26 protein-coding genes are annotated in these 22,373 nt (G+C 41.2%); 8 read left to right on the top strand and 18 right to left on the bottom strand.

What is annotated here, in order from left to right; translation table 11 throughout:
* Positions 1-50 precede the first annotated feature (50 nt).
* Positions 51-824: a lysophospholipid acyltransferase family protein gene (locus tag ACW6QP_RS00710; protein WP_457908913.1), complete on the top strand. Its 774-nt coding sequence runs from the start codon at positions 51-53 to the stop codon at positions 822-824.
* On the opposite strand, the gene ACW6QP_RS00705 is transcribed toward ACW6QP_RS00710, so the two are convergent.
* From ACW6QP_RS00705 to recA, 4 genes are all read right to left on the bottom strand, one after another.
* Positions 821-2,248, bottom strand: a complete 1,428-nt coding sequence (locus ACW6QP_RS00705; RefSeq protein WP_457908912.1) for a hypothetical protein — start codon at positions 2,246-2,248, stop codon at positions 821-823. The genes ACW6QP_RS00710 and ACW6QP_RS00705 overlap by 4 nt on opposite strands.
* Positions 2,245-2,787: an RNA polymerase sigma factor gene (locus tag ACW6QP_RS00700; protein WP_457908911.1), complete on the bottom strand. Its 543-nt coding sequence runs from the start codon at positions 2,785-2,787 to the stop codon at positions 2,245-2,247. Before ACW6QP_RS00700 ends, ACW6QP_RS00705 begins: the two co-directional genes overlap by 4 nt.
* A gap of 26 nt (positions 2,788-2,813) precedes the next feature.
* Positions 2,814-3,287 (bottom strand): hypothetical protein, encoded by a 474-nt coding sequence (locus ACW6QP_RS00695; RefSeq protein ID WP_457908910.1) that lies wholly within the window; start codon positions 3,285-3,287, stop codon positions 2,814-2,816.
* A gap of 98 nt (positions 3,288-3,385) precedes the next feature.
* Entirely contained in the window at positions 3,386-4,399 is a 1,014-nt protein-coding gene (gene recA / locus ACW6QP_RS00690; protein ID WP_457908909.1) for a recombinase RecA, read from the bottom strand.
* Between the two features lie 251 nt (positions 4,400-4,650).
* On the opposite strand from recA, the gene trhO reads away from it, so the two are divergent.
* From trhO to ACW6QP_RS00655, 7 genes are all read left to right on the top strand, one after another.
* On the top strand, positions 4,651-5,682 hold the full coding sequence (trhO, locus tag ACW6QP_RS00685; protein ID WP_457908908.1) for an oxygen-dependent tRNA uridine(34) hydroxylase TrhO: 1,032 nt from the start codon (positions 4,651-4,653) through the stop codon (positions 5,680-5,682).
* Between the two features lie 119 nt (positions 5,683-5,801).
* Positions 5,802-6,965 carry a PSP1 domain-containing protein gene (locus ACW6QP_RS00680; RefSeq protein ID WP_457908907.1) on the top strand — a complete coding sequence of 388 codons (1,164 nt, stop codon included), beginning with the start codon at positions 5,802-5,804 and terminating at the stop codon, positions 6,963-6,965.
* Complete coding sequence (locus ACW6QP_RS00675) at positions 6,958-7,452, top strand: gliding motility lipoprotein GldH (protein ID WP_457908906.1); 495 nt, start codon at positions 6,958-6,960, stop codon at positions 7,450-7,452. The genes ACW6QP_RS00680 and ACW6QP_RS00675 overlap by 8 nt, the downstream gene beginning before the upstream one ends.
* 15 nt (positions 7,453-7,467) lie before the next feature.
* Positions 7,468-9,780 carry a penicillin-binding protein 1A gene (locus ACW6QP_RS00670; protein WP_457908905.1) on the top strand — a complete coding sequence of 771 codons (2,313 nt, stop codon included), beginning with the start codon at positions 7,468-7,470 and terminating at the stop codon, positions 9,778-9,780.
* A 105-nt stretch (positions 9,781-9,885) separates the two neighbouring features.
* Positions 9,886-10,584 carry a CoA transferase subunit A gene (locus ACW6QP_RS00665; protein ID WP_457908904.1) on the top strand — a complete coding sequence of 233 codons (699 nt, stop codon included), beginning with the start codon at positions 9,886-9,888 and terminating at the stop codon, positions 10,582-10,584.
* Between the two features lie 23 nt (positions 10,585-10,607).
* Complete coding sequence (locus ACW6QP_RS00660) at positions 10,608-10,970, top strand: four helix bundle protein (RefSeq protein WP_457908903.1); 363 nt, start codon at positions 10,608-10,610, stop codon at positions 10,968-10,970.
* Positions 10,971-11,060: 90 nt separating this feature from the next.
* Positions 11,061-11,714, top strand: coding sequence for a CoA transferase subunit B (locus tag ACW6QP_RS00655; RefSeq protein WP_457908902.1), 654 nt, complete (start codon positions 11,061-11,063; stop codon positions 11,712-11,714).
* 101 nt (positions 11,715-11,815) lie between these two features.
* Here ACW6QP_RS00655 and ACW6QP_RS00650 read toward each other — a convergent pair whose 3' ends face one another.
* The 14 genes from ACW6QP_RS00650 to ACW6QP_RS00585 all read right to left on the bottom strand — a co-directional run bounded on the left by ACW6QP_RS00650 (position 11,816) and on the right by ACW6QP_RS00585 (position 21,846).
* Complete coding sequence (locus ACW6QP_RS00650) at positions 11,816-12,181, bottom strand: DUF6616 family protein (protein WP_457908901.1); 366 nt, start codon at positions 12,179-12,181, stop codon at positions 11,816-11,818.
* 139 nt (positions 12,182-12,320) lie between these two features.
* Positions 12,321-13,034 carry a 3'-5' exonuclease gene (locus ACW6QP_RS00645; protein WP_457908900.1) on the bottom strand — a complete coding sequence of 238 codons (714 nt, stop codon included), beginning with the start codon at positions 13,032-13,034 and terminating at the stop codon, positions 12,321-12,323.
* Complete coding sequence (locus ACW6QP_RS00640) at positions 13,012-14,169, bottom strand: serine hydrolase domain-containing protein (RefSeq protein ID WP_457908899.1); 1,158 nt, start codon at positions 14,167-14,169, stop codon at positions 13,012-13,014. The genes ACW6QP_RS00645 and ACW6QP_RS00640 overlap by 23 nt, the downstream gene beginning before the upstream one ends.
* 108 nt (positions 14,170-14,277) lie before the next feature.
* The gene (locus tag ACW6QP_RS00635) at positions 14,278-14,766 is read right to left on the bottom strand and encodes a methylated-DNA--[protein]-cysteine S-methyltransferase (RefSeq protein WP_457908898.1); all 489 of its coding nucleotides are present in this window, start codon (positions 14,764-14,766) and stop codon (positions 14,278-14,280) included.
* Positions 14,699-15,838, bottom strand: a complete 1,140-nt coding sequence (locus tag ACW6QP_RS00630; RefSeq protein ID WP_457908897.1) for a CNNM domain-containing protein — start codon at positions 15,836-15,838, stop codon at positions 14,699-14,701. The genes ACW6QP_RS00635 and ACW6QP_RS00630 overlap by 68 nt, the downstream gene beginning before the upstream one ends.
* 123 nt (positions 15,839-15,961) lie before the next feature.
* Positions 15,962-16,429, bottom strand: coding sequence for a hypothetical protein (locus tag ACW6QP_RS00625; RefSeq protein ID WP_457908896.1), 468 nt, complete (start codon positions 16,427-16,429; stop codon positions 15,962-15,964).
* Between the two features lie 88 nt (positions 16,430-16,517).
* Positions 16,518-16,871: a hypothetical protein gene (locus ACW6QP_RS00620; RefSeq protein WP_457908895.1), complete on the bottom strand. Its 354-nt coding sequence runs from the start codon at positions 16,869-16,871 to the stop codon at positions 16,518-16,520.
* A gap of 44 nt (positions 16,872-16,915) precedes the next feature.
* The gene (gene hemB, locus ACW6QP_RS00615; RefSeq protein WP_457908894.1) at positions 16,916-17,905 is read right to left on the bottom strand and encodes a porphobilinogen synthase; all 990 of its coding nucleotides are present in this window, start codon (positions 17,903-17,905) and stop codon (positions 16,916-16,918) included.
* A 239-nt stretch (positions 17,906-18,144) separates the two neighbouring features.
* Positions 18,145-19,047, bottom strand: a complete 903-nt coding sequence (hemF, locus tag ACW6QP_RS00610) for an oxygen-dependent coproporphyrinogen oxidase (RefSeq protein WP_457908893.1) — start codon at positions 19,045-19,047, stop codon at positions 18,145-18,147.
* Positions 19,044-19,526, bottom strand: coding sequence for a DUF6973 domain-containing protein (locus ACW6QP_RS00605; RefSeq protein ID WP_457908892.1), 483 nt, complete (start codon positions 19,524-19,526; stop codon positions 19,044-19,046). The genes hemF and ACW6QP_RS00605 overlap by 4 nt, the downstream gene beginning before the upstream one ends.
* Position 19,527: 1 nt before the next feature.
* Entirely contained in the window at positions 19,528-20,550 is a 1,023-nt protein-coding gene (gene hemE / locus ACW6QP_RS00600) for a uroporphyrinogen decarboxylase (RefSeq protein WP_457908891.1), read from the bottom strand.
* 106 nt (positions 20,551-20,656) lie between these two features.
* Positions 20,657-20,839: a hypothetical protein gene (locus tag ACW6QP_RS00595; RefSeq protein WP_457908890.1), complete on the bottom strand. Its 183-nt coding sequence runs from the start codon at positions 20,837-20,839 to the stop codon at positions 20,657-20,659.
* A gap of 155 nt (positions 20,840-20,994) precedes the next feature.
* On the bottom strand, positions 20,995-21,222 hold the full coding sequence (locus tag ACW6QP_RS00590) for a hypothetical protein (protein WP_457908889.1): 228 nt from the start codon (positions 21,220-21,222) through the stop codon (positions 20,995-20,997).
* Between the two features lie 72 nt (positions 21,223-21,294).
* Entirely contained in the window at positions 21,295-21,846 is a 552-nt protein-coding gene (locus ACW6QP_RS00585; protein ID WP_457908888.1) for a transposase, read from the bottom strand.
* Positions 21,847-22,373 lie beyond the last annotated feature (527 nt).

The raw sequence follows: 22,373 nt of genomic DNA, 5'->3' as shown, positions 1-22,373 counted from the left end.
GTAATTTTTTTGGGAAATTCCCTCATTTCATTTTAGTAATTTTGAAGCGCATGAACTTCCTACGGAAAACAGCGGTCTTTTTTTGGCGAATTTGGTTCTATATCTTAATGATAGTACCAATTGCGGTGATGTTGCCATTTTTACTCATTTTCACTTCTGCAGAAAAATTCTACCCGGCCTATTTTGTATGCGCCCGTATTTGGGCTAAATGCGTCTTATACGGAATGGGTTTCTATCCGGTATGCCAATCCAAAACCAGCCTTAAAAAAGGAGAAAGCTATATGTTCGTGGCAAATCACGCTTCGATGATAGACATTATGCTAATGCTGGCGGTGGTAAAACATCCCTTTATTTTCGTTGGAAAAAAGGAGCTGGCTAAAATCCCGGTTTTCGGATTTTTCTATCGCCGCACCTGTATACTTGTAGATCGTAAGTGTAACCGTAGTAAGCACGGAGTTTATAAAGAGGCCCAAAGGCGCATTCGACAGGGCAATAGTATTTGTATTTTCCCTGAAGGCGGCGTACCCGACGATCGCAGTATTCTTCTCGACCATTTTAAGGATGGAGCCTTCAGGCTGGCGGTAGAGCACCAAATTCCTGTGGTGCCTTTTACATTTTTTGATACCGGAAAGCGATTTTCCTATAATTTCTTAAGCGGAAGTCCGGGGAAACTGAGGGTCAAAATGCACAAAATCATCCCTACAAAAGGAATGGAACTTCAGGAGCGAAGAAAATTAAAACTTCATACCCGGCAGGTAATCCATAATGAACTTCTGGCCGACCGGCAAAAGAAAAAGCGGCAACTAAAAGCCGAAACTCTTTAGAATTTAAAGCTAAGCCCCGAGTAAATTCCGAAGAAATAAGGCTGCATATCGCTGGTGTTATTGAAGGTGTTGAGCTGATATTTGAAAATCGGTTCCAGATTAAGGCTAAAATTGTCTATTAGTTCATAATTCACACCCAACCCAATGTTGGTGCTAAAACTAAGCTCGTTGATATTATTGGCACTTCCTAATCTGTCCCGCTGATTATTGGAATTCAAAAACACCGCATTTTCCTCCAAAAACAAACTGCTGGCTCCCCCAATGATATTCACGCCCAGCCTGGAGTCCAGTAAAGCATATTCAATTTCTACGGGAACTTCAATAAAACCAAATTGCTGATTGATCTCAGCATAAGAGGGCATCACAGAATTGCCCGGAAACATCGAAGTGCTACTGGTTTGAAGGCTGTTGCTCAAAGCACTTCTTAACTGAATGTTTTGATTTTGCTCGTTAAAATCGATGTTTGCAATAGCACTGGGTTGCAGGGTTGCCGAAACATTCACATCCTGGATGTGATAACTCATATTTACCTTTCCTATCCCGGTGCGTATTTTAATTTTATCTGAAATTGAATAAGCCAGATTTACCCCATAAGCCACGGTAACTTCACTTTGAGTAGGGCTCGCGGCCAGGCTGGCATCTATCGCATTTCCGCTGCCCAAATTGTTATAAACCACCGGGGCCGCAAAAGGAGTTACTCTTAATTTCTGGCCATTTTTATTTTCGGTTTCCGGAGCTTCAGGATCGGGATTTTTTCCCAGGCTGGCTAAGGCTTCCTGCTCTGTGGTCGCAGGAGTTTCTTCTTCTTCTTCTGAAGTGGAATTTGTAGTTTCAGCCAGTTGAGTTTCTGTATTTTTTATTTCAGTAGATTTTTCGTCCTCTGCCTGGGTAAATTGCTCTTTTGTTTCTGAATTAATCCCGGCAATTTCAGATTCTGAAGATCGCTCCCGGCCTGAATTTTTAGAGGTTCCGGAATTTTCTACAGAATTTTCTGCAAACTGATTTTGAGATTTTTTGGCTGCTGATTTTTCTTCTGAAATTTCAGCTATTTGGCTTTGATTGTCAGAAGAATTTGAATTTTCTCCTGAAGTAGAATTATTGCGCTCCAATTCTTCTGAAGCCTCTTCCAGGCTTCTGTTTTCTCCTGGCAATTCGATTTGCGGCAGTGCATTTTCATCTATATCGAACACCACTCCAGGTTCGTGCTGAAAAGGATTATTAAAAAACCAAAAGGCTCCCATTAGAATTACAGCTACTGCAGCTGCGCCTGCCAATTTATACCACAATGGTAAAATGCCGGCTTTGCGATTATCTTTTTTCTTTAAAGTTTTCGCGATATTTTTCCAGCTCTCTTCCGGCGGGATTTCTGAAAAATCTTTCAGCTTCTCCCGGTACAGATCATCTATGTTGGTTCGCTTCTTCATATTGAATTCACTGAAATATTATTCTGGTAATTCTCAACTCTGTCTTTCAGAATTTGTCGGGCTCTGGCTAAATTAGATTTCGAGGTGCCTACACTTATTTCGAGCATTTCGGCTATTTCTTTATGAGAAAACCCATCCATCACATACAGGTTGAATACCTGCCTGTAGCGGGAAGGCAATTCCTGTATACACTTCAGAAGAAAATCGGAAGGGATTTCATCCTCGTCTACTTCAACAGCGGTATCTTCTATCTGGCCTTCATTTACAATTTGAAGCAGCTTTTCTTTTCTGTGTTTTTGAAGGGCTGTGTTTATGATGATGCGTTTCATCCAGCCTTCAAAAGAGCCTTCTTCCTTATACTGCCCGATTTTCTTAAAAATTGTAATAAAACCGTCTTGTAAATTATCCTGGGCCTGCTCATAATTGCCTGAGTATTTAAGGCAAAGCCCGAAAAGCTCTGCCGAATATTTACGGTATAGCTTTTCCTGGGCTTTGAGATCCTGTTTTTTACACTGACGTATAAGCTTGTTTAAACCCACTAAATTTTTATAGGTTAATTTTTAAATTAATCGGCGTTTTCTAGTTCGTTATCATTGGGATCAATTACCGGGATTTCAACTTCGGTATAAATTGCCTGCCCGTCTTCATCACTACCTTTCCAGAGAAAGAAAGTATAGCTGGTGCCAACCTCGGCATCTATGGTCAATCTTCCCAATGCGGCCTGTTTAATAAGGTCCTCTTCATCTGCCTCGATAGAACATTGGGTTAAATCGGCCTGGTAACTGGTAATGGTAATCACGTAAATGTCGGTTGAATTCTCTCCATCCCCTCTGGATGAGTGAAAGCCGGCAAAAGTATGACAGGTCGAAGGTAATTTATATACCACATCGATGTCATAAGATTTACCAGTTTCAAAATAATCGGGTAGGTTGGTTGAGATAATTTCAGCCGGTTCCTGTAATCTTCCCGGGCCGTCATCATCAAGGCTACATGCCATAAGGCTGAAACTGAACATTAGAATTAAAGCTAATCTTTTCATACAATTTAATTTTTCTTTTGTATGATGTAGATGCAATCTGTATCAAAAGGTTGCGTGAAATATGTAAAAAAATAGCCCCTTCCTGAGGGGCCATTTAATTATTCGGCTGTTACCTTAATGGCTTCCTTTATTTTTTCTTCGAGTTCTTCCATAAGATCGGGGTTGTCGCGAAGCAGGGTTTTTACTGCATCTCTTCCCTGTCCTAATTTGGTGTCTTCGTAGCTAAACCAGGAACCACTCTTTTTAACGATTTCGTAATCTACTCCTATATCTATGATCTCACCAATTTTTGAAACTCCTTCCCCGTACATAATGTCGAATTCGGCGGTTTTAAATGGGGGAGCAACTTTGTTTTTAACCACCTTAACCCTGGTTTTGTTTCCGGTTACGTTGCTGTTGGCGTCTTTAATTTGAGTTGATCTTCTAATATCCAAACGAACCGAGGCATAGAATTTTAAGGCGTTACCCCCGGTGGTGGTTTCAGGATTTCCAAACATCACCCCGATTTTTTCGCGTAGCTGGTTGATGAAAACCATAGTACAGTTTGTCTTACTAATAGAAGAAGTTAGCTTTCGTAAAGCCTGAGACATTAACCTGGCGTGAAGTCCCATTTTAGAATCTCCCATTTCTCCTTCAATTTCACTTTTAGGAGTAAGTGCCGCTACCGAGTCTACCACGATGATATCTATAGCTCCCGATCTAATAAGGTTATCGGCGATTTCCAGCGCCTGCTCCCCGTTGTCGGGTTGAGAGATGATGAGGTTATCGAGATCAACACCTAGTTTTTCAGCATAAAATCGGTCGAAGGCGTGCTCGGCATCGATAAATGCGGCGATGCCTCCTTTTTTCTGAGCTTCGGCAATGGCATGTAAAGTAAGCGTGGTTTTACCTGAAGATTCTGGACCGTAAATTTCGATCACTCTTCCTCTTGGGTACCCGCCTACGCCCAGGGCTAAATCCAGACCCAGAGATCCGGTAGGGATTGAATCTACATCCTGCACGGCCTGGTCGCTCATTTTCATCACTGTGCCTTTCCCGTAGGTTTTATCCATTTTGTCGAGGGTAAGCTTCAGTGCCTTTAATTTTGCTTCTTTTTCTTTATCGTTGCTCATTGCTAAATTTTAAAATTTTGGAGTTGCTAAAATAGTATAAGTTTTAATGCATCCCAATTTTATAGCCCGGCCATTTTCAGAATAAACCCGAATCGCTTTGAAGCCTGATGCATAGTTTTTTAAAGATAGAATTTATTGGGAAAGTAACTTCAGCAAGAATCAAAAAACACCAGAAAACCCGAAATTTTTGTAAACTGAATTAAAGCCTATCTTTGCAAAAAATTTCTTTAACCTTAAAAAATTGGTATAGCATGCAACTGTACAATAAATTAAGCGCTAAAGAAAGAGAAGCTTTACTCGAAGAAGCCGGAGAAGACCGGCTTACGCTTTCTTTCTACGCGTATGCAAAGATCGGGAATCCACATCTTTTCAGAAATCACCTGTTTATCGCCTGGGATCAAATGCAGGTTTTGGGCCGCATTTATGTAGCTCACGAAGGTATTAATGCCCAGCTCTCGGTGCCGGCAACCCGGTTTAATGAATTTAAAGCTTTTTTAGACGGAATTTATTTCCTCAAAGATGTTAGACTCAATATCGCGATTGAGCACGATCTAAAATCTTTTCTCAAGTTAAAGGTGAAGGTGCGTGACAAAATTGTAGCCGACGGATTAAATGATGATAGCTTCGATGTAACCAATAAAGGGGTACATGTTGATGCTAAAAAGTTTAATGACCTCATCAACGATCCCAATACGATTTTGGTAGATATGCGCAATCATTATGAAAGTGAAATTGGTCATTTTAAAAATGCCATCACCCCCGATGTGGATACTTTTAGAGATTCACTGCCTATCATTGAGAAAGATCTAAGCGAACATAAGGAAGATAAAAATTTGGTGATGTATTGCACCGGCGGTATACGCTGTGAAAAAGCCAGTGCTTATTATAAGCATAAAGGTTTTAAGAATGTGTATCAACTTGAAGGCGGAATTATCGAATATGCCCGGCAGGTTGAAAACCAAAAGCTTGATAATCTTTTTATCGGAAAGAATTTCGTTTTTGATCACCGAAGGGCCGAGCGAATTTCTGAAGATGTAATCGCGCATTGCCACCAATGTGGGGAAGCCTGCGATACGCACGTAAATTGTGCTAATGAAGCCTGTCACCTGTTATTTATACAGTGTGAGAAATGTGCTGAAAAGATGAATAATTGCTGTTCTACAGATTGTAAGGAAATTGCTGCTTTGCCTTATGAAGAGCAAAAAGCCTTGCGAAAAGGAAAGGGAAACAGCAATAAAATTTTTAAGAAAGGGCGTTCGGCAGTATTAAAATATAAGAGCTAAGAAATCGTTCTAAAACTGCCATTGCCAATTTATATTGGTATATTTACCCTTTAAGAATCTATTATAAACCTCAAATCCGGCGGGCTTTGGCCTGCCAGGATTTTCAATATATACAATATATGGCTTGCAGCAGTTGCTCGACCAAAGATGGTCAGCCAAAAGGATGTAAGAACAACGGCACCTGTGGAACCGATGGGTGTAATAAATTAAGTGTTTTTGACTGGCTTTCGAATATGTCGCTTCCCGGTGGGGTAGAGGCCTTTAATATCGTTGAAGTTCGATTTAAAAACGGTCGTAAACATTTCTTCAAAAATACAGAAAATCTTAGCCTGAGTATGGGCGATATAGTGGCCGTTGAAGCTTCTCCGGGTCACGATGTGGGCCAGGTAAGCCTTACCGGCGAATTGGTTCGTATTCAAATGAAAAAGAAAAAGGTTTCCCCCAATAGTGAGGAAGTCCTAAAAATATACCGCAAAGCTTCTCAAAAAGATATCGATGTTTGGCAGGAAGTTAGGGAGAAGGAAGAAAAAATCAAGGTTCGGGCCCGGGAGATTGCTATTAGGCTCAATTTGAGTATGAAAATTAGCGATGTGGAATTTCAGGGAGACGCCTCGAAAGCCACTTTTTACTATACGGCCGATGATCGTGTAGATTTCAGGCAATTGATCAAAGAATTTGCCCGCGAATTCAGCACCAGAATCGAAATGCGGCAAATAGGCCTTCGCCAGGAAGCTTCCCGTTTGGGCGGAATTGGCTCCTGCGGAAGGGAACTTTGTTGTTCCACCTGGCTTACCGATTTCAGGTCGGTGAGTACCTCGGCGGCCCGCTACCAGCAATTATCGCTGAATCCTCAAAAACTGGCAGGCCAGTGCGGTAAGCTGAAGTGTTGTTTAAATTACGAGCTGGACACCTATCTTGAAGCACTCAAAGCCTTTCCAAGAACCGATACTAAACTCTATACAAAGAAAGGGACTGCGGTTTGCCAGAAAATAGATATTTTCCAGGGAATGCTTTGGTATGCCTATGAAGGGGAATGGATGAACTGGCACAAAATCACTGCCGAGCAGGCCAATACAATTATCGCTGCCAATAAGAAAAAAGAAGATGTGGGCAGCCTGGAAGAATATGAAAGCGAATTGATCGTTGAAGAAGAAAAGCCCGATTTCAATAATGTGGTGGGACAGGATAGCTTAACGCGTTTCGATAAGCCAAAACACCAGCACAAAAAGCATAAGTCGAAAAAAAGAAAAAAACGTAGAGGTAAACCATCAAGAAATGCCTAAACCGGTCATTTTTATTTTTCTGCTTCTCATTTTAACCGGCCTGTCCTGTGATAGAGATCGTGTTTTTGATGAATATAAACCTATTTCCAAAACCAGCTGGCATAAAGATTCGCTGGTAGAATTTAATTTGGGAGAAATAGACAGTTTAAAAAACTATAACCTGTTTATCAACCTGCGAAATAACAGCGATTACCGCTTCAGCAATATATTTTTAATCACCGAAATTCAATTTCCGCAGGGAAAGGTTTTGAGCGATACACTTGAATATGAAATGACCAATCCCGATGGCAGCTGGCTTGGTACGGGTTTTGGTGATGTGAAGGAGAATAAACTCTGGTTTAAGCAGAATGTGAAATTTGATGAACCCGGCCAGTATCGCGTTTCCATAAGACAGGCAATGCGGCGCAATGCCGAGGTTGATGCAATAGAAAACCTGGAAGGGATTACCCATGTTGGGTTTAGAATAGAAAATATAAAAGAAGAATAACCTTTGATCTTATAAATGGCCCAGTCACCTCAAAAAAAGAAAAAAGCCCCGAAATCTAAATCTTCCTATATACTTGGTTTTTGGACCATTTTCGGGCTTGGAATATTAGCTGTAATTTTCATTTTTTTACTCGCCGGTTGGGGCGCATTTGGTAAAATGCCCACTTTCGAAGAACTGGAAAACCCGGAAACCAACCTGGCTACCGAAATTTTCTCGGCCGATGGCCAAACCCTGGGAAAATACTACAGCGAAAACCGAACTCCCATTAAATTTGAAGATCTACCCGATCATCTGGTAGATGCACTGGTAGCTACAGAAGATGAGCGTTTCTATAAACACTCGGGAATTGATGCAAAAGGTACTCTTCGGGCCGCCATCTACCTTGGTACGCGTGGTGGGGCCAGTACTATCACCCAGCAGCTTTCAAAATTGTTGTTTACCGAGCAGGTTTCCAATAACCCCTTTGCCCGGGTGATGCAAAAAGTGAAAGAATGGATTATCGCTACCCGTTTGGAGCGTCAGTACACCAAAGATGAGATTATTACTATGTACTTCAATAAGTATGATTTTGTTTACCAGGCGGTGGGGATACGTTCGGCGGCAAAAATTTACTTTGGCAAGGAGGCAAAAGATCTTAAAATTGAAGAAAGCGCAGTGCTGGTGGCGATGTTGAAGAATTCGGCACTTTACAATCCTGTTAGAAGACCCGAGTTGGTGAAACAGCGTAGAAACCAGGTTTTCGTTCAAATGTATAAGAACGGCTACATTTCTGAACAGGAAAAAGATTCGCTTCAGCAATTACCTTTAGCTATAGATTTTTCTCCCGAAGGTCACGATGAAGGTATGGCTACTTACTTCAGGGTATATCTTCAGGGCTTTATGAGAGAATGGATAAAAGACAATCCCAAGCCTGATGGTGAAGATTACAACATCTATCGCGACGGATTAAAAATCTATACCTCCATAGATTCCAAAATGCAGGAATATGCTGAAGATGCCGTGTATCAACATATTTCCCATCTTCAGAAGGAATTTGACCGGCAGAACAAGAATTTAAAAACCGCTCCCTTTAGAGATGTAGATGAATCTGAAATTTCCAGGATCATCAATTCAGCGATGAAACGATCTGATCGTTGGAGAAAGATGGAAGCTCAGGGAAAAAACCAGGAAGAAATCCTGGCTTCTTTTGATAAGGAAACCAATATGCGGGTTTTCACCTGGGAAGGGGTGAAAGATACCCTGATGACGCCAAAAGATTCGATTTTCTATTATAAAGGTTTTCTGCAGGCAGGGCTTATGTCTATGACTCCGCAAACCGGAGAGGTTAAAGCCTGGGTTGGAGGAACCAATTTTAAGCACTTTAAATACGATCATGTAAAACAGGGAAAACGACAGGTGGGGTCTACCTTTAAACCTTTTGTGTATGCCACTGCGATAGACCAGTTAAAACTTTCGCCCTGTGATACTATGCCAAGAAACAGGTTTACTATTGAAGCCGGTAAATTTGGAAACATAAAAGACTGGGCTCCGCGGAATTCAGATAATAATTACTCTGGAATGATTTCGCTTAAAAATGCCCTGGCGCAATCGGTGAATACAGTTACGGCCAGGCTTATCGACAAAACCGGCCCCGGTCCTGTAATCGACTTGCTTAAAAAGCTGGGAGTAGATACTCAAAATATCCCCGAAGTACCTTCTATCGCCCTGGGAACGGCCGATATGAGTTTATATGAAATGGTTTCTGCCTACAGCACCTTCGCCAACGAAGGAGTATATGTTAAGCCCGTAGTCGTAAACCGAATTGAAGATAAAAACGGAACCGTTCTTTACCAGCATATTCCTGAAACCCGTGATGTTTTGAGCAAGGAAGCAGCCTATGTTACCGTAAATTTGATGGAAGGGGTTACCCAATCTGGATCGGGAATTCGCTTGCGGGGAACCTGGGCAGGCAACCAGGAACATTATAAGCGCGGAGTTACAGGTTATCCCTATGACTTTAAAAACCCTATTGCCGGAAAGACCGGAACCACACAGAATCAAAGTGATGGCTGGTTTATGGGGATGGTGCCCAACCTGGTTACCGGAGTTTGGGTGGGAGCCGAAGACCGTGCAGTTCACTTCCCGACATTAACCTATGGTCAGGGAGCTACTATGGCATTACCCATTTGGGGAATTTATATGAAAGAGCTTTATGCCGATAAAGATTTAGATGTATCTGACGACGATTTTCCAAGACCTGAAAATTTGAGTATTGAAACCAACTGCAGTGAGTACGCCCGAAGAAACAGAAGTTACGATGAAGGGGTGCCGGATGAGCTGGATTTTTAATTTTTCGTAAAATAAACCGGGATAATTTAGAAAATCATAATTTATCCCGGTTTTTGCATTGTAACGGGCTTTATATTTTCGTATTTTTCGGTAAAATTTTAACCGATGATTCGAAAAAACGTAGATAATGTTCAGCAGGCCCTGGAGGGGGTAAAGGATGGAATGACATTCATGTTAGGCGGATTCGGCCTGAGTGGAATTCCTGAAAATGCCATTTCAGAACTGGTAAAACTCAATATCAAGGATCTTACCTGTATTTCCAATAATGCGGGCGTTGATGACTTTGGGCTGGGACTCTTACTTCACAAAAAACAAATCAAGAAAATGGTTTCTTCCTATGTAGGGGAGAACGAAGAATTCGAAAGGCAAATGCTAAGCGGCGAGCTTGATGTAGAGCTAATTCCGCAGGGAACGCTTGCGGCTCGATGCCAGGCGGCTCAACAGGGATTCCCGGCCATCTACACGCCAGCGGGTTACGGTACCGAAGTAGCTCTCAACAAAGAAACCCGGGATTTTGACGGCAAAATGTACGTGCTCGAAAGAGCTTTTAAAGCCGATTTTGCCTTTGTAAAAGCCTGGAAAGGCGATAAAGCCGGTAACCTTATTTTTAAAGGCACGGCCCGTAATTTTAATCCGGTGATGTGTGGTTCAGCCAGCATAACCGTGGCTGAAGTGGAAGAACTGGTAGAACCGGGCGAACTCGATCCCAATCAAATTCATATTCCGGGAATTTTCGTGCAGCGAATTTTCGAAGGAAAAAACTACGAGAAAAGAATTGAACAGAGAACTGTACGCGAAAAGTAATTTGAAAATTTGATAATTTGAAAATGAGGGATGATAAGGATAATTTGGTCGTGAATCTGTCTTTTCAATTTGCACTCGATGCAATTGATTTTTCTGAAAAATTGAGGTCTCTTCATAAATATGAAATGGCCACTCAACTTTTCAAGAGTGGCACTTCAATAGGCGCAAATATTAATGAAGCGCAAAATGCTGAAAGTCCTGCAGATTTCATTCACAAGTTCAAAATAGCGGCAAAGGAGGCAGATGAAACTAATTATTGGCTTAAGCTCTGTAAGGCTTCTCCTCATTATCCCGATCCAAATCCTAAATATTTTTCAGATCTTCAAAGCATAATTCGCATTACCTCCAAAATTATAAGTTCAAGTAAGAAGAAAGGGAAGGAATAGTGGTTTAATTTTCAAATCTTCAAATTGATAATTTTCAAATTAAATCAAATAATTCTCAAATCTTCAAATTGATAATCTTCAAATTAAATCATGTTAGATAAAAACGGAATAGCACAACGCATAGCAAAAGAAGTTAAAGACGGGTATTACGTTAACCTGGGAATAGGAATTCCTACCCTGGTAGCCAATTTTGTGAGAGACGATATAGATGTTGAATTTCAAAGCGAAAATGGAATTCTGGGAATGGGACCTTTTCCTTTTGAAGGTGAAGAAGATCCAGACCTTATAAACGCAGGAAAACAAACCATTACGGCACTGCCGGGAGCCAGTTTCTTTGATTCGGCGATGAGTTTTGGAATGATTCGCGGCCAACACGTAGATCTTACCATTTTGGGAGCAATGGAAGTAGCCGAAAATGGTGATATTGCCAACTGGAAAATTCCGGGGAAAATGGTTAAAGGTATGGGCGGCGCGATGGACCTTGTGGCCAGTGCAGAAAATATCATCGTGGCAATGATGCACACCAACAAGGCCGGGGAATCAAAATTGCTCAAACGCTGTACCCTGCCGCTCACGGGAGTGGGTTGCGTAACCAAAGTGGTGACCAATCTGGCTGTGTTAGAGGTAACCGAAAACGGCTTTAAGCTTCTGGAAAGAGCCCCGGGAGTTACGGTAGAAGAAATTAAAAAAGCTACCGAAGGGGAACTGATCATCGAGGGCGAAATCCCCGAAATGCAATTATAAAATAGAGGCTGTCTAAAATTAATAAAACGAAGCCTGGAAGTATAGCTCTAAAATAATTCCCTGCTTTGCTGAAATATTAAGTTTAGACAGCCTTTTCTATATCAGGTATCCAACATCGAAGTTGAGGTTTCTTCTAAATTTACCAGAAAGTCGATTGCCCGGTCGCGGTTTATCATTTCGCCTCTCGAGTTAGCCTGAGAGAAATATTTATACCAGCCGGCCTGTTTTAAATTTTCTTCCAGACTTTTAACGTCTTCCATCGAAGGCATCTTCCAAATGGTAAAATAACGGTAATCGCTTCGATACGGAGTGAGCTCATCATTTCGCGCCCAACCCAGGTTTTCAACCCCGCGATTTTTCATCTCGGTGATCCTGGCTTCCATTGCCTCAAAGACCTTACGGCGCTCTTCTTTTGAAAGTTTCATCCATTTTGGAGTGACATTCCACATCTCTACATATAGATACATAATTCAGGTTTTAATTGGTTAAAAATTAACCCGGAAAATGTTTAACATTTCCGAAGTCAACTTAAAGTTACAAATTTCTGAATTGCCTTCGGGGTGGAATTAACTGAAGTTTAGCGAAATATGAGGGAGCTCAGCTTATTTAAACGCTAATTATCTCTTCGGGAGTGAGCAGTGCTTCCTGTCGTAACCGAAGCAATACCTGGGCAATGGCGATTACATCTTTTTCACAGTACTCCACGATTCTGGGTAGGTCGTTGTCTTTATAATACACCCGGCAAACATCGGCTCCGCTTATATCATCTTTTGGGGAGGGAATTCCTAAAACGTGGGTAAGCAGTTTCAGGGAAGTAAAGTGCTTGTGGTCGCCAAATTTCCAGAGTTCCATCGTATCGAGGTGGGGTACTTCCCAGGGTCGTCTTCCGAATAGATTTAATTTCTCGGGAAGTTTAATTCCGTGTATAATCATTCGCCGGGCGATAAACGGAAAATCGAATTCTTTGCCATTATGAGCACAAAGCAAATGTCGTGCTGCAGAAAAATGTTCAGCCAGAAGTTTGCTGAATTTTTCCAGCAATTCTTTTTCAGGCCCCTGGAAACTGGTGATTCTAAAACTTCGGGCTTCCCCTTTAAAATGGAAATAACCTGCCGAGAGGCATACGATCTTTCCAAATTCGGCCCAAATACCGGCTCTTTCATAAAAATCTTCAGCCGAAATTTCGTCTCTTCTCTGGTACTGGGTTTTTTGTTCCCAAAGCGTTTTGGTTTCTTCATCGAGCATAGCGTGTTCACCAAACTGCGGCACGCTTTCAATATCCAGGAAGAGGATGTTTTCAAGTTTGAGTTTGTCTACCATTTTCCAGCATTTTATAGGTCTCATCGATATACCTGAAAAAATCGGGGGAATGTTCTTCTCCTTCCTGCTTCTTTATAAGTTTTTTCCCCAACCTAACTATTATAAGATCGTCTTCGGGAATTGCAATAACATATTGTCCCAGAATGCCCCGCATATAAAAAATTTCTTTGTCCATATAATCGCTAAGCCAGAAGCCATAGCCATACTGCGGACTTTCCTCAAATCTTGGTCGGGTAAAAGTGGACACCAAATCGGCACTCAGAAGCCTTTTATCTTCCCAGATGCCGTTGTTTTTAAACAATTTTCCGAAGCGGGCAAAATCCCGGGCATTAGAGGCAATACAGCAGTAAGCCTTCTCCATTCCGGAATTTTCACTATCCAACTGCCAAAACGCGTTGCTTTGCATCCCCATAGGTTTCCAGAAACTCTCGCTAAGATATTGCGATAGACTTTTGCCTGTAGCTTTGCTTATAATCATTCCCAATAATTGGGTATTTCCACTTAAATATTTAAACTGCTCCCCAGGCTCTTCAATTACCTCCAGCTCCATTATAAGTTTTGAAATATCATTACCGTAATAGGCGCGGGCCGTTTGTCCAAAAGGATTATAATAATCTTCTTTCCAATTAAGCCCTGAAGCCATAGAAGCCAAATCTCCTACTTTTAATTTTTCTGAAAATTGAGGATAGAAATCGGCTACGGGTTGGTCCAGGCTTTCGATATGCCCCTCCATAATCGCTTTGCCCAAAAGGGCTACGGTTATGCTTTTAGCCATCGAAAAGGAATTGGAACGAATGGCCGGGGTATATTCATCGAAATACTGCTCATACCAAAGACTGTCATTTTTGATAATAAGAAAGGCAACAGTATTGAGTTTTTTGTTGAGTTCGTCAAATTCAGGGGTAGGGGGAATCTCATTATAATCTGTGGTTTTTGGCCATTCCCAGGCCTGGTCCCCCGCCTCAATTATTCGATTGTCGAAGCTGTGATAATCTGAGATATAGGCCGTGGTATATCCCTTTAAGTAGGTTAATCTCACGCCTCTCAATAAATAATCATAATCGAAAACAACAAGGAAAAGTAGCAGAAGGCCAATAAGCCCAAACACGTATCCCAGAATCTTTAATAACTTCATCTACATCTTTTGAACTTTAAATGTAGGGATTTTCAAAATTTGGAAAGCTTAAATTTTAGTTCACATTTTCCTAAATTCCTGCTTATGCTAAAAGTACCCTCCCAATTTTCAGGAAAACAAATCCTGTTGCGGATGGGGAGATTCGTGGTTAAGCAACCACTTTTTGCGGTGTAAACCCCCGGCGTATCCTGTTAATTCTCCATTACTGCCAATAACTCTATGGCAGGGAACCACCACCCAAAGGGGATTTTTGCCATTGGCAGCCGCTACTGCCCGAATTGCATTAACATCGCCCACCCGTTTCGCCAGTTCGAGGTAGCTGCAGGTTTTCCCGAAGGGGACTTTAAGCAGTTCCTGCCAAACTTTTTGCTGAAATTCGCTGCCTTTCGCATTGAGTTTTAACTCAAAATGTTTGCGTTCCCCGGCAAAATACTCCTGAAGCTGGTCTATTGCATTCTGCAAAAAATCGGGAACAGCTGCTGAGGTATCTTCAGCTTCATCAAGAATTTTTATTTCTGAAATTCCCTGCTCATTCCCGCTTATCTTCGCTATCCCCAGGGGAGTCTTTAGCTGGGCTGTCGATATTTTCGTGTTCATTGTTGCTGCTTATATCCTGTTTTATCAATCCCAGGCGTTTTGCGCGCTTTTCCCAGTTTTTTCGGGCCAGCAGTTGCATATCTTCCACACTGTCGCTTTCGTCCATTATTTCAAGCCCCAGCAGGGTCTCAATAATATCTTCCATAGTGACTAAACCAAGACTATAACCATATTCATCAACAACCAGGGTAATATGGGCTCTTTGCTGCACAAACTTTTCAAATAGTTCGGGAATAGGAGTGTCTGAAGGCGTCATAAAAATGTCCCGTTTAATTTTAGTAAGAGGTTCGGGACCTTCCCCGTCTATCATCTCTTCCAAAACATCATCTTTAAGTATGAATCCCGTGATGTTATGGGAGTGATCTTTATACACGGGAATTCTTGAGAATTTTAAATTTCGGTGGGTGTTGTGAAAATCTTCAATACTGGTTTCTTCATCTTCTATCACAGCAACCGAAAAAGGGGTCATAATATCCTTGGCTTCTACCGATTTAAACACCAGTAAATTCTTGATTACCGTGGTTTCGCTTTCTTCAAATACCCCCTCCTCTTCGGCGGCGTCGGTAATGGCGGCAAACTCTTCTTTGCTAATGGTCGTTACGTGTGCCGATTTACCAATTAGTTTTGTAGTAAGCATCATAAGCCAAAGAATTCCGGTATATTTTAATGGAAAAATCATTAATTTAAGCGAAGTTGCCGTAAAACTTCCAAGGCTTTTCCAGTAGGTGGCCCCAATGGTTTTTGGAATGATCTCAGACAAAATTAGGATAGCCAAAGTCATCACCGCCGAAACTATCCCCACCGCATTAGTGCCATCGCCAAAAGCTTTTTCGGCCTGTACCCCCACCATTATTGCGCCCACCGTATGTGCTACGGTATTCACCGTGAGAATTGCGATAAGAGGTTTATCGATATCCTGTTTTAAGTGCAATAGATCTTTAGCATAAGATTTGCCTTCTTTTTTCTTCATCTTGATGAAAGAAGGCGTAAAACTCAATAAGGCCGCTTCCAAAATGGAACACATAAAAGAGAAAAAGATGGAAAGCACGGCATATAAAATGAGTAAGCCCATAAAATTTTAAAACTGGTTCGTTAGACTAATTTAGACAATCTCCTTCGATAATATTAAAAAGAAATTATAAAGGCCCGAAAGAACTGCTAATTTTCCGGGCCTTTTCTTATTAATCGATGCGATTTAGATCGCAGAATTCACCAGCCTTTCCCATTTTCGGGCAATAAGAAGCCGGTTTTCGGGATCGGTGTTTTCATTATCATCTTCATCGTAAAATAAAATTTCTCCTGTTTTCGCGGTGCCTGAATCTGAAAATAATTCCAGACTCACCTGATTGATTTTTCCTTTTTTATGCGGAAAATCCTGCAGCTTTATTTTTGAGAATTTAACCTGGCTTAAGTCGATAACACGATGCTGATGGTTATTTTTTGGTTCTACCACGAGCAACTTTTTGGCCGGCCTGTCCAATCCCAGCATCAAGCTATTGGAGTATTCGGTTTCACCGGGCTGAATTTGATATTGCCGGCTTAGTTGTATTAATTTATCTAAATTTTTATGTTGTTTTTTTTGCTCTTTTATGATGAGCAGTCCTATGGGACCAATAAATGCCAATAAGAGTCCCAAACCAATAATGGTTGAAGCTGTATCCATTTTTTTAATTTTTTCAAGTGAATATTATGTGCGCTATTGCTGAAGCTTCAGCATATCATTTCTAAATTTTTAGAAATAACGCCCTGCTTCACCAGAAAAAATGAAAAGGAAAGATTTGCTGATGAATATTCGCCCTGTGATCGGGAAGATAGAAAACAGGTTTTGCCTGTTTTCCAAAAAAAGTGTTTAGCCTAAAAGTAAAATTCCCCCAGGTACCAGAAGTGTTGTATTCTGAAGATGTTTCAGAGTTTCCTCGGGAAAATTCAACGGAAAATTCTCTTAGGAGAATTCCGTCGAAATTTTGCTCTGTCTGGAAATAGGAGCGATCGGGTTCATCCTGAATAAACTGAGGCGATGAAAAAGCAAAGCTCTGCTGGCCAAAAACTGCCAGCAAAGCCCATATTATAAAGAGTATTTTGAAGTTAAAATCCTGCTTTTTCAAGTTCAAAAATTTTTTTCTGAAAATACCATTATCAAATTACGCGCCTAAGAGATCAATTTTACCGCATCTTTGGCAAAATAGCTCGCGATCATATTGGCGCCAGCTCTTTTAATGGCGGTAAGTTGCTCGAGGATTACCGCATCCTGCTCCAGCCAGCCCTTTTCGGCAGCGGCTTTGATCATTGCATATTCGCCGCTTACCTGGTACACTGCCACTGGTACATTTACTACGTTTTTAATGTCACGTACTATGTCAAGATAACATAAGCCCGGTTTTACCATCACGATATCGGCTCCTTCATCGATATCCATCAAGGTTTCGCGAATTGCTTCATCCCGGTTGGCCGGGTCCATTTGGTAGGTTTTTTTATTCTTCGGAATATCTTTAGCATCTACCGGCGCCGAATCTAAAGCATCCCTGAAGGGCCCATAAAAGGCTGAAGCATATTTGGCACTATAGCTCATAATTCCGGTATCGTGAAAGCCTTCATCTTCCAACAAACTTCGAATTTCGAAAATACGTCCATCCATCATATCGCTGGGCGCAACAAAATCGGCACCGGCACGGGCGTGTGAGAGGGCCATTTCAGAAAGAATTGCCGTAGTGTCATCGTTTATTACTTTACCTTCAGCAACAACTCCATCGTGCCCATAAATCGAGTAGGGGTCAAGGGCAACATCGGTCATCACCAGCATTTCGGGAACTGCATCTTTTACGGTTTTAATGGCGCGTTGCATTAAACCTTCGGCATTCAAAGCTTCGGTACCGGCATTATCTTTTAAATCTTCGGGAACCTTTACAAAAAGCAAGACCGATTTTAGACCCATTTTCCAAAGTTCCTTCACCTCCTTTTTGAGTAAATCCAGGCTGAACCTGTAATAACCGGGCATAGAATTGATTTCTTCCTTTATATTTTTACCTTCTACAATAAATAAAGGCACCAGAAAATCATTAGGCGTAATAGCAGTTTCCCGTACAAGGCTACGAATAGCTTCAGAAGTTCTAAGACGGCGGTTTCGGTTTAATGGATACATATTTTTAGTATTTAGTAATCAGTATTGAGGATTCTCTACGAGGCTCCTATTCTAAATTTTGAATTATTCGCTATAAATATACCTCTCCTACGGAGCTAACTTTACCGATGGAATAAAAGATAAGAGTTTATAAATTATTTCACCACCGGAATAATTTTTAGATTTTTTCAAAAGCCTCGTAGAGGCGAAATATTTATAGTAGAAAGATTTGTTTTTAGTCAGCGGAGCGAAATCTTAAATCAAACCCATTCCTTCGGTTTTTTTAACACCTCCAATAATTTTTCTTCTTCGCTTCCGGGTTCGGGTTGGTGGTCGTAAACCCACTGTACGTGGGGTGGCAGGCTCATCAAAATGCTCTCAATTCTCCCGTTGGTTTTAAGGCCAAACAGGGTACCTTTATCGTGAACCAGATTGAATTCCACGTACCTTCCCCGTCTAATCTCCTGCCAGTTGCGTTGCGCTTTGGAATAAGATAAATTTTTCCTCCTTTCAACTATCGGCACATAGGCTTCAAGGAAACTGTCACCAACTTCGGTAACGAAATTATACCAATCTTCGATGCTCCTGCTTTCCGATGCCTTTAAATAATCGAAAAACAATCCGCCCACTCCCCGGGCCTCGTCTCTGTGGGCATTCCAAAAATACTCATCGCATTTTTTTTTGTATTCCGCATAAAATTCTGAATCGTGTTTGTCGCAGGCCTGTTTTGAAATTTGATGAAAATGCCGGGCATCTTCCTCAAACAAATAGTAAGGCGTGAGATCCTGCCCACCCCCAAACCATTGGTCGATTACCTGGCCGCTCTTATCGTACATTTCAAAATACCGCCAATTGGCGTGAACCGTGGGAACCATCGGATTTTTAGGATGTAGTACCAGGCTAAGCCCGCAGGCGAAAAAATCTACATCCCCAACCTTGAAATACGATTGCATTGCAGCGGGAAGCGGGCCGTGAACAGCCGAAATATTTACTCCGCCTTTTTCAAAAACCTTTCCGTTCTGAATCACCCGGGTGCGGCCTCCACCGCCTTCGGGGCGTTCCCAAAGATCCTGTTGAAATTTGGCTTCGCCGTCAACCTCTTCAAGTTTTTTGGTAATTCGATCCTGTAGATTCTCTATATATTGATAAAATCTCTCTCTCATTTGTCGTCTTCAGTATAAATCATATTATTGGGAAAGTTAACAACCTCTGCCAGACTTTCAACTTTTACCGCATCGTTCATCATTAATTTTAGCACTTCCAAACCTCCGGATTTCTGATTCAAAAAAACCTGCCGGCCTATTTCATTATTATGCAAATCTACGGCTCTTTCAAGCGGGGCATTTGGTGCCAGCTCTTCGTGTAAATCGGTGATGCGTTTTGCCCAGCTTATCGCGGTTTCTTCTGAATTGCAAATTGCAAAACATTTTTTAGCGATTAAATAATTCCAGTAAGCGTGCCTGAAAGCATTTGTGGGATTGTTCCCGTGATGGGCTTTTCCGAAGGCATTATCACATAATTTAAGGCTCTCCCGGGTGGCCTGAAATGTGGGATAAATAAATTTGGGTTGTTTGAAGCATACGCGGGAAAGTTCAAACAATTCCCGCGGACTCATATCTCTAAGCCTGCTCCAAACAGACATTTTAATTGTATTCTTTCACCGCTTCCACAAAGGCGATCGCATTTTCTACCGGAATATCTGGTAAAATCCCGTGACCAAGGTTTACGATATAGCGATCTTTCCCGAATTCGTCTATCATTTGCTTCACCATTTTCTTTATTTCTGAAGGTGGCGAATATAGCCTCGCAGGGTCAAAATTCCCTTGCAGGGTGATTTGTCCGCCGCTGAGGTACCGCGCATTTCGTGCGGTTATAGTCCAGTCTACTCCCAGTGCCGAAGCGCCCGATCTTGCCATTGTATGTAATGCAAACCAGCAACCTTTCCCGAAGGCGATCACCGGGATCTCATCTTTTAAGGCATCGATGATTTGCTGAATATATTTCCAGGAAAATTCCTCATAATCGGTAGGGCTTAGCATTCCTCCCCAGGAATCAAAAATTTGAACGGCATCAACTCCTGCTGCCACTTTTGCTTTGAGATAGGCAATGGTGGTATCGGTAATTTTCTGAAGCAATTGATGCGCCGCCAATGGATTGGTAAAACAGAATTTTTTTGCGATATCAAAGTTTTTGGAACCCTGCCCCTGCACGGCATAACAAAGAATCGTCCAGGGAGAACCGGCAAAACCAATTAGAGGAACCTCGTCATTCAGTTCTTTTTTGGTCATCTTAACCGCTTCGAGTACGTATCCTAAAGTTTCTTCCACATCGGGTACGATCACACTATCCACGTCTTTTTGAGATCTAATTGGGTTGGGCAACCAGGGACCTACGCCAGGTTTCATCTCTACCTCGATGTTCATCGCCTGAGGCACCACCAATATATCGCTGAACAAAATAGCAGCATCGGTCCCTACCTGATGAATGGGCATCACGGTGATTTCGGTAGCCAGCTCGGGAGTGCGGCAGCGGGTGAAGAAATCATATTTTTCCTTCAACTTCATAAAATCGGGAAGATACCTTCCTGCCTGACGCATCATCCATACCGGCGGACGTTCTACGCTTTCGCCTTTTAAAGCTTTTAAAAAAAGATCGTTTTTAATCATATCGAATTTTGGTTTATTCTGAAAGGCCTTTAAATCCTTTCAGGTCCTTTTTTGCTTTACGCTTACTTCTCTGGGTTCGTAGATATCTCAAACCTACAAGGTTTTTCTAAACCTTGCAGGAGGTTCCTGACATTTTCGAAGCCTGTTTGTTTTTATAATTTTTTTTCGGGCTGTCAATCTTTTCAAATCTTTCAGCCGTTATCTCTTGTCCTGCAAGGTCTCCAGGACCTTGTAGGTCTTGGTTTTTTAAAAACGAGAGCGATCCTTCCCGAGACTCGTTTCTTCGCATACCTACAAGGTTTTCTAAACCTTGCGGGAAGGTTCCTGACATTTTCGAAGCCTGTTCCTTTTTATAATTTCTTTTCGTGCTGTTAATCTTTTCAACTCCTTTAACCGTTATCTCTTATCCTGCAAGGTCTCCAAGACCTTGTAGGTCTATTTTCTTCAAATTGAAAACGATTCTTCCGGAGACTCGTTTTTCTGCATACCTACAAGGTTTTCTAAACCTTGCAGGAGGGTTTCTGACCTTTTCGAAGCCTGTTTCTTTTTATAATTTTTTTTCGGGCTGTCAATCTTTTCAAATCTTTCAGCCGTTATCTCTTGTCCTGCAAGGTCTCCAAGACCTTGTAGGTCTTTTTCTTGAAGGCGATTATATTTTTTATTTATACCCACAATGTTTTATAAACCTTGCAGATATTGCTACTGTTTATTTTCGGTTTCCCTTCTGAATCAGCCCTGGCCTTTTTATTCCAAACTATATTTTTCTTCCAATTCAAAATTAGAATTTCTATGAACTTTTCTAAAGTTTTGGAGATCATCGAATAAATTAATTATCTCATTTCTTTTAACCACACTTTGTTTGTCTGAAAAGTAAGCTGGATAAGATGAGAATTTAAAGTTTTCAAAGTCAATTCCCAAATGATTTTTCGGATTCAGATGAATGTAAAGTATTAATCGACGTAGATAATTTTCATCAGTTAATCTAATTCGTTTGAAATGCTTTTCAAAAAGACTGCCGGTTCTGTTTTGTTGCTTATTAAAAGCTTTTGCGTAAGCGTTCAATAAATTGCTCAATGCCTGGGTAACTTTCTTTGGGTCACTATCAATTCTAATTAAAAAGTGAAAATGATTATCCATTAAACAGTAAGCAAAAGTGGAAATTAAATCAGACAAATATTTCTTATACAATAAAAGGAAATAGCGCTTATTCTCATCAGTCTCAAAGATTACTTCTCTATTAATGCCGCGATTATAGATGTGGTAATAAAAATCTTTATTTAAAACTTCAAGTTTCAAGATGAGCTCTATATTAATTATTATCTTTCAAGGAGTCTATTAAAGACTAATCCAATCATTCCTGTGCACGTTTCTCCTCAAACCTACAAGGTTTTCTAAACCTTGCAAGAAGGTTCCTACCTTTTTCGAAGCCTGTACCCTTTTAAAATTAATTTTTTCAATTCTGCCAGTTTTCTCAACCTTTCAGTTGTTTACTCTTGTCCTGCAAGGTCTCCAAGACCTTGTAGGTCTTTTTCCTTCGAGTTGAAAAAGATTCTTCCGAAGACTCCTTTCTCTGCATACCTACAAGGTTTTCTAAACCTTGCAGGAAGGTTCCTGATTTTTTCGAAGCCTGTGCCCTTTTAAAATTATTTTTTTCAATTCTGCCTGTTTTCGAAAGTTTTCACTTGTTCATGCTTGTCCTGCAAGGTCTCCAAGACCTTGTAGGTCTTTTTCCTTCGAGTTGAAAACGATTCTTCCGAAGACTCCTTTCTCTGCATACCTACAAGGTTTTCTAAACCTTGCAGGAAGGTTCCTGATTTTTTCGA

It is taken from the genome of Salegentibacter haimaensis, assembly GCF_054121495.1.
Note: the sequence above shows the minus strand (reverse complement) of the source record. Positions and strands in the feature narration are given on the sequence as shown.

Excerpts from the sequence above, each read along its gene's own strand:
- ACW6QP_RS00710 (WP_457908913.1), top strand. The coding sequence starts at position 51 with ATGAACTTCCTACGGAAAACAGCGGTCTTTTTTTGGCGAATTTGGTTC.
- ACW6QP_RS00705 (WP_457908912.1), bottom strand. The coding sequence starts at position 2,248 with ATGAAGAAGCGAACCAACATAGATGATCTGTACCGGGAGAAGCTGAAA.
- ACW6QP_RS00695 (WP_457908910.1), bottom strand. The coding sequence starts at position 3,287 with ATGAAAAGATTAGCTTTAATTCTAATGTTCAGTTTCAGCCTTATGGCA.
- recA (WP_457908909.1), bottom strand. The coding sequence starts at position 4,399 with ATGAGCAACGATAAAGAAAAAGAAGCAAAATTAAAGGCACTGAAGCTT.
- trhO (WP_457908908.1), top strand. The coding sequence starts at position 4,651 with ATGCAACTGTACAATAAATTAAGCGCTAAAGAAAGAGAAGCTTTACTC.
- ACW6QP_RS00680 (WP_457908907.1), top strand. The coding sequence starts at position 5,802 with ATGGCTTGCAGCAGTTGCTCGACCAAAGATGGTCAGCCAAAAGGATGT.
- ACW6QP_RS00675 (WP_457908906.1), top strand. The coding sequence starts at position 6,958 with ATGCCTAAACCGGTCATTTTTATTTTTCTGCTTCTCATTTTAACCGGC.
- ACW6QP_RS00670 (WP_457908905.1), top strand. The coding sequence starts at position 7,468 with ATGGCCCAGTCACCTCAAAAAAAGAAAAAAGCCCCGAAATCTAAATCT.
- ACW6QP_RS00665 (WP_457908904.1), top strand. The coding sequence starts at position 9,886 with ATGATTCGAAAAAACGTAGATAATGTTCAGCAGGCCCTGGAGGGGGTA.
- ACW6QP_RS00660 (WP_457908903.1), top strand. The coding sequence starts at position 10,608 with ATGAGGGATGATAAGGATAATTTGGTCGTGAATCTGTCTTTTCAATTT.
- ACW6QP_RS00655 (WP_457908902.1), top strand. The coding sequence starts at position 11,061 with ATGTTAGATAAAAACGGAATAGCACAACGCATAGCAAAAGAAGTTAAA.
- ACW6QP_RS00650 (WP_457908901.1), bottom strand. The coding sequence starts at position 12,181 with ATGTATCTATATGTAGAGATGTGGAATGTCACTCCAAAATGGATGAAA.
- ACW6QP_RS00645 (WP_457908900.1), bottom strand. The coding sequence starts at position 13,034 with ATGGTAGACAAACTCAAACTTGAAAACATCCTCTTCCTGGATATTGAA.
- ACW6QP_RS00640 (WP_457908899.1), bottom strand. The coding sequence starts at position 14,169 with ATGAAGTTATTAAAGATTCTGGGATACGTGTTTGGGCTTATTGGCCTT.
- ACW6QP_RS00635 (WP_457908898.1), bottom strand. The coding sequence starts at position 14,766 with ATGAACACGAAAATATCGACAGCCCAGCTAAAGACTCCCCTGGGGATA.
- ACW6QP_RS00630 (WP_457908897.1), bottom strand. The coding sequence starts at position 15,838 with ATGGGCTTACTCATTTTATATGCCGTGCTTTCCATCTTTTTCTCTTTT.
- ACW6QP_RS00625 (WP_457908896.1), bottom strand. The coding sequence starts at position 16,429 with ATGGATACAGCTTCAACCATTATTGGTTTGGGACTCTTATTGGCATTT.
- hemB (WP_457908894.1), bottom strand. The coding sequence starts at position 17,905 with ATGTATCCATTAAACCGAAACCGCCGTCTTAGAACTTCTGAAGCTATT.
- hemF (WP_457908893.1), bottom strand. The coding sequence starts at position 19,047 with ATGAGAGAGAGATTTTATCAATATATAGAGAATCTACAGGATCGAATT.
- ACW6QP_RS00605 (WP_457908892.1), bottom strand. The coding sequence starts at position 19,526 with ATGTCTGTTTGGAGCAGGCTTAGAGATATGAGTCCGCGGGAATTGTTT.
- hemE (WP_457908891.1), bottom strand. The coding sequence starts at position 20,550 with ATGATTAAAAACGATCTTTTTTTAAAAGCTTTAAAAGGCGAAAGCGTA.
- ACW6QP_RS00595 (WP_457908890.1), bottom strand. The coding sequence starts at position 20,839 with ATGCGAAGAAACGAGTCTCGGGAAGGATCGCTCTCGTTTTTAAAAAAC.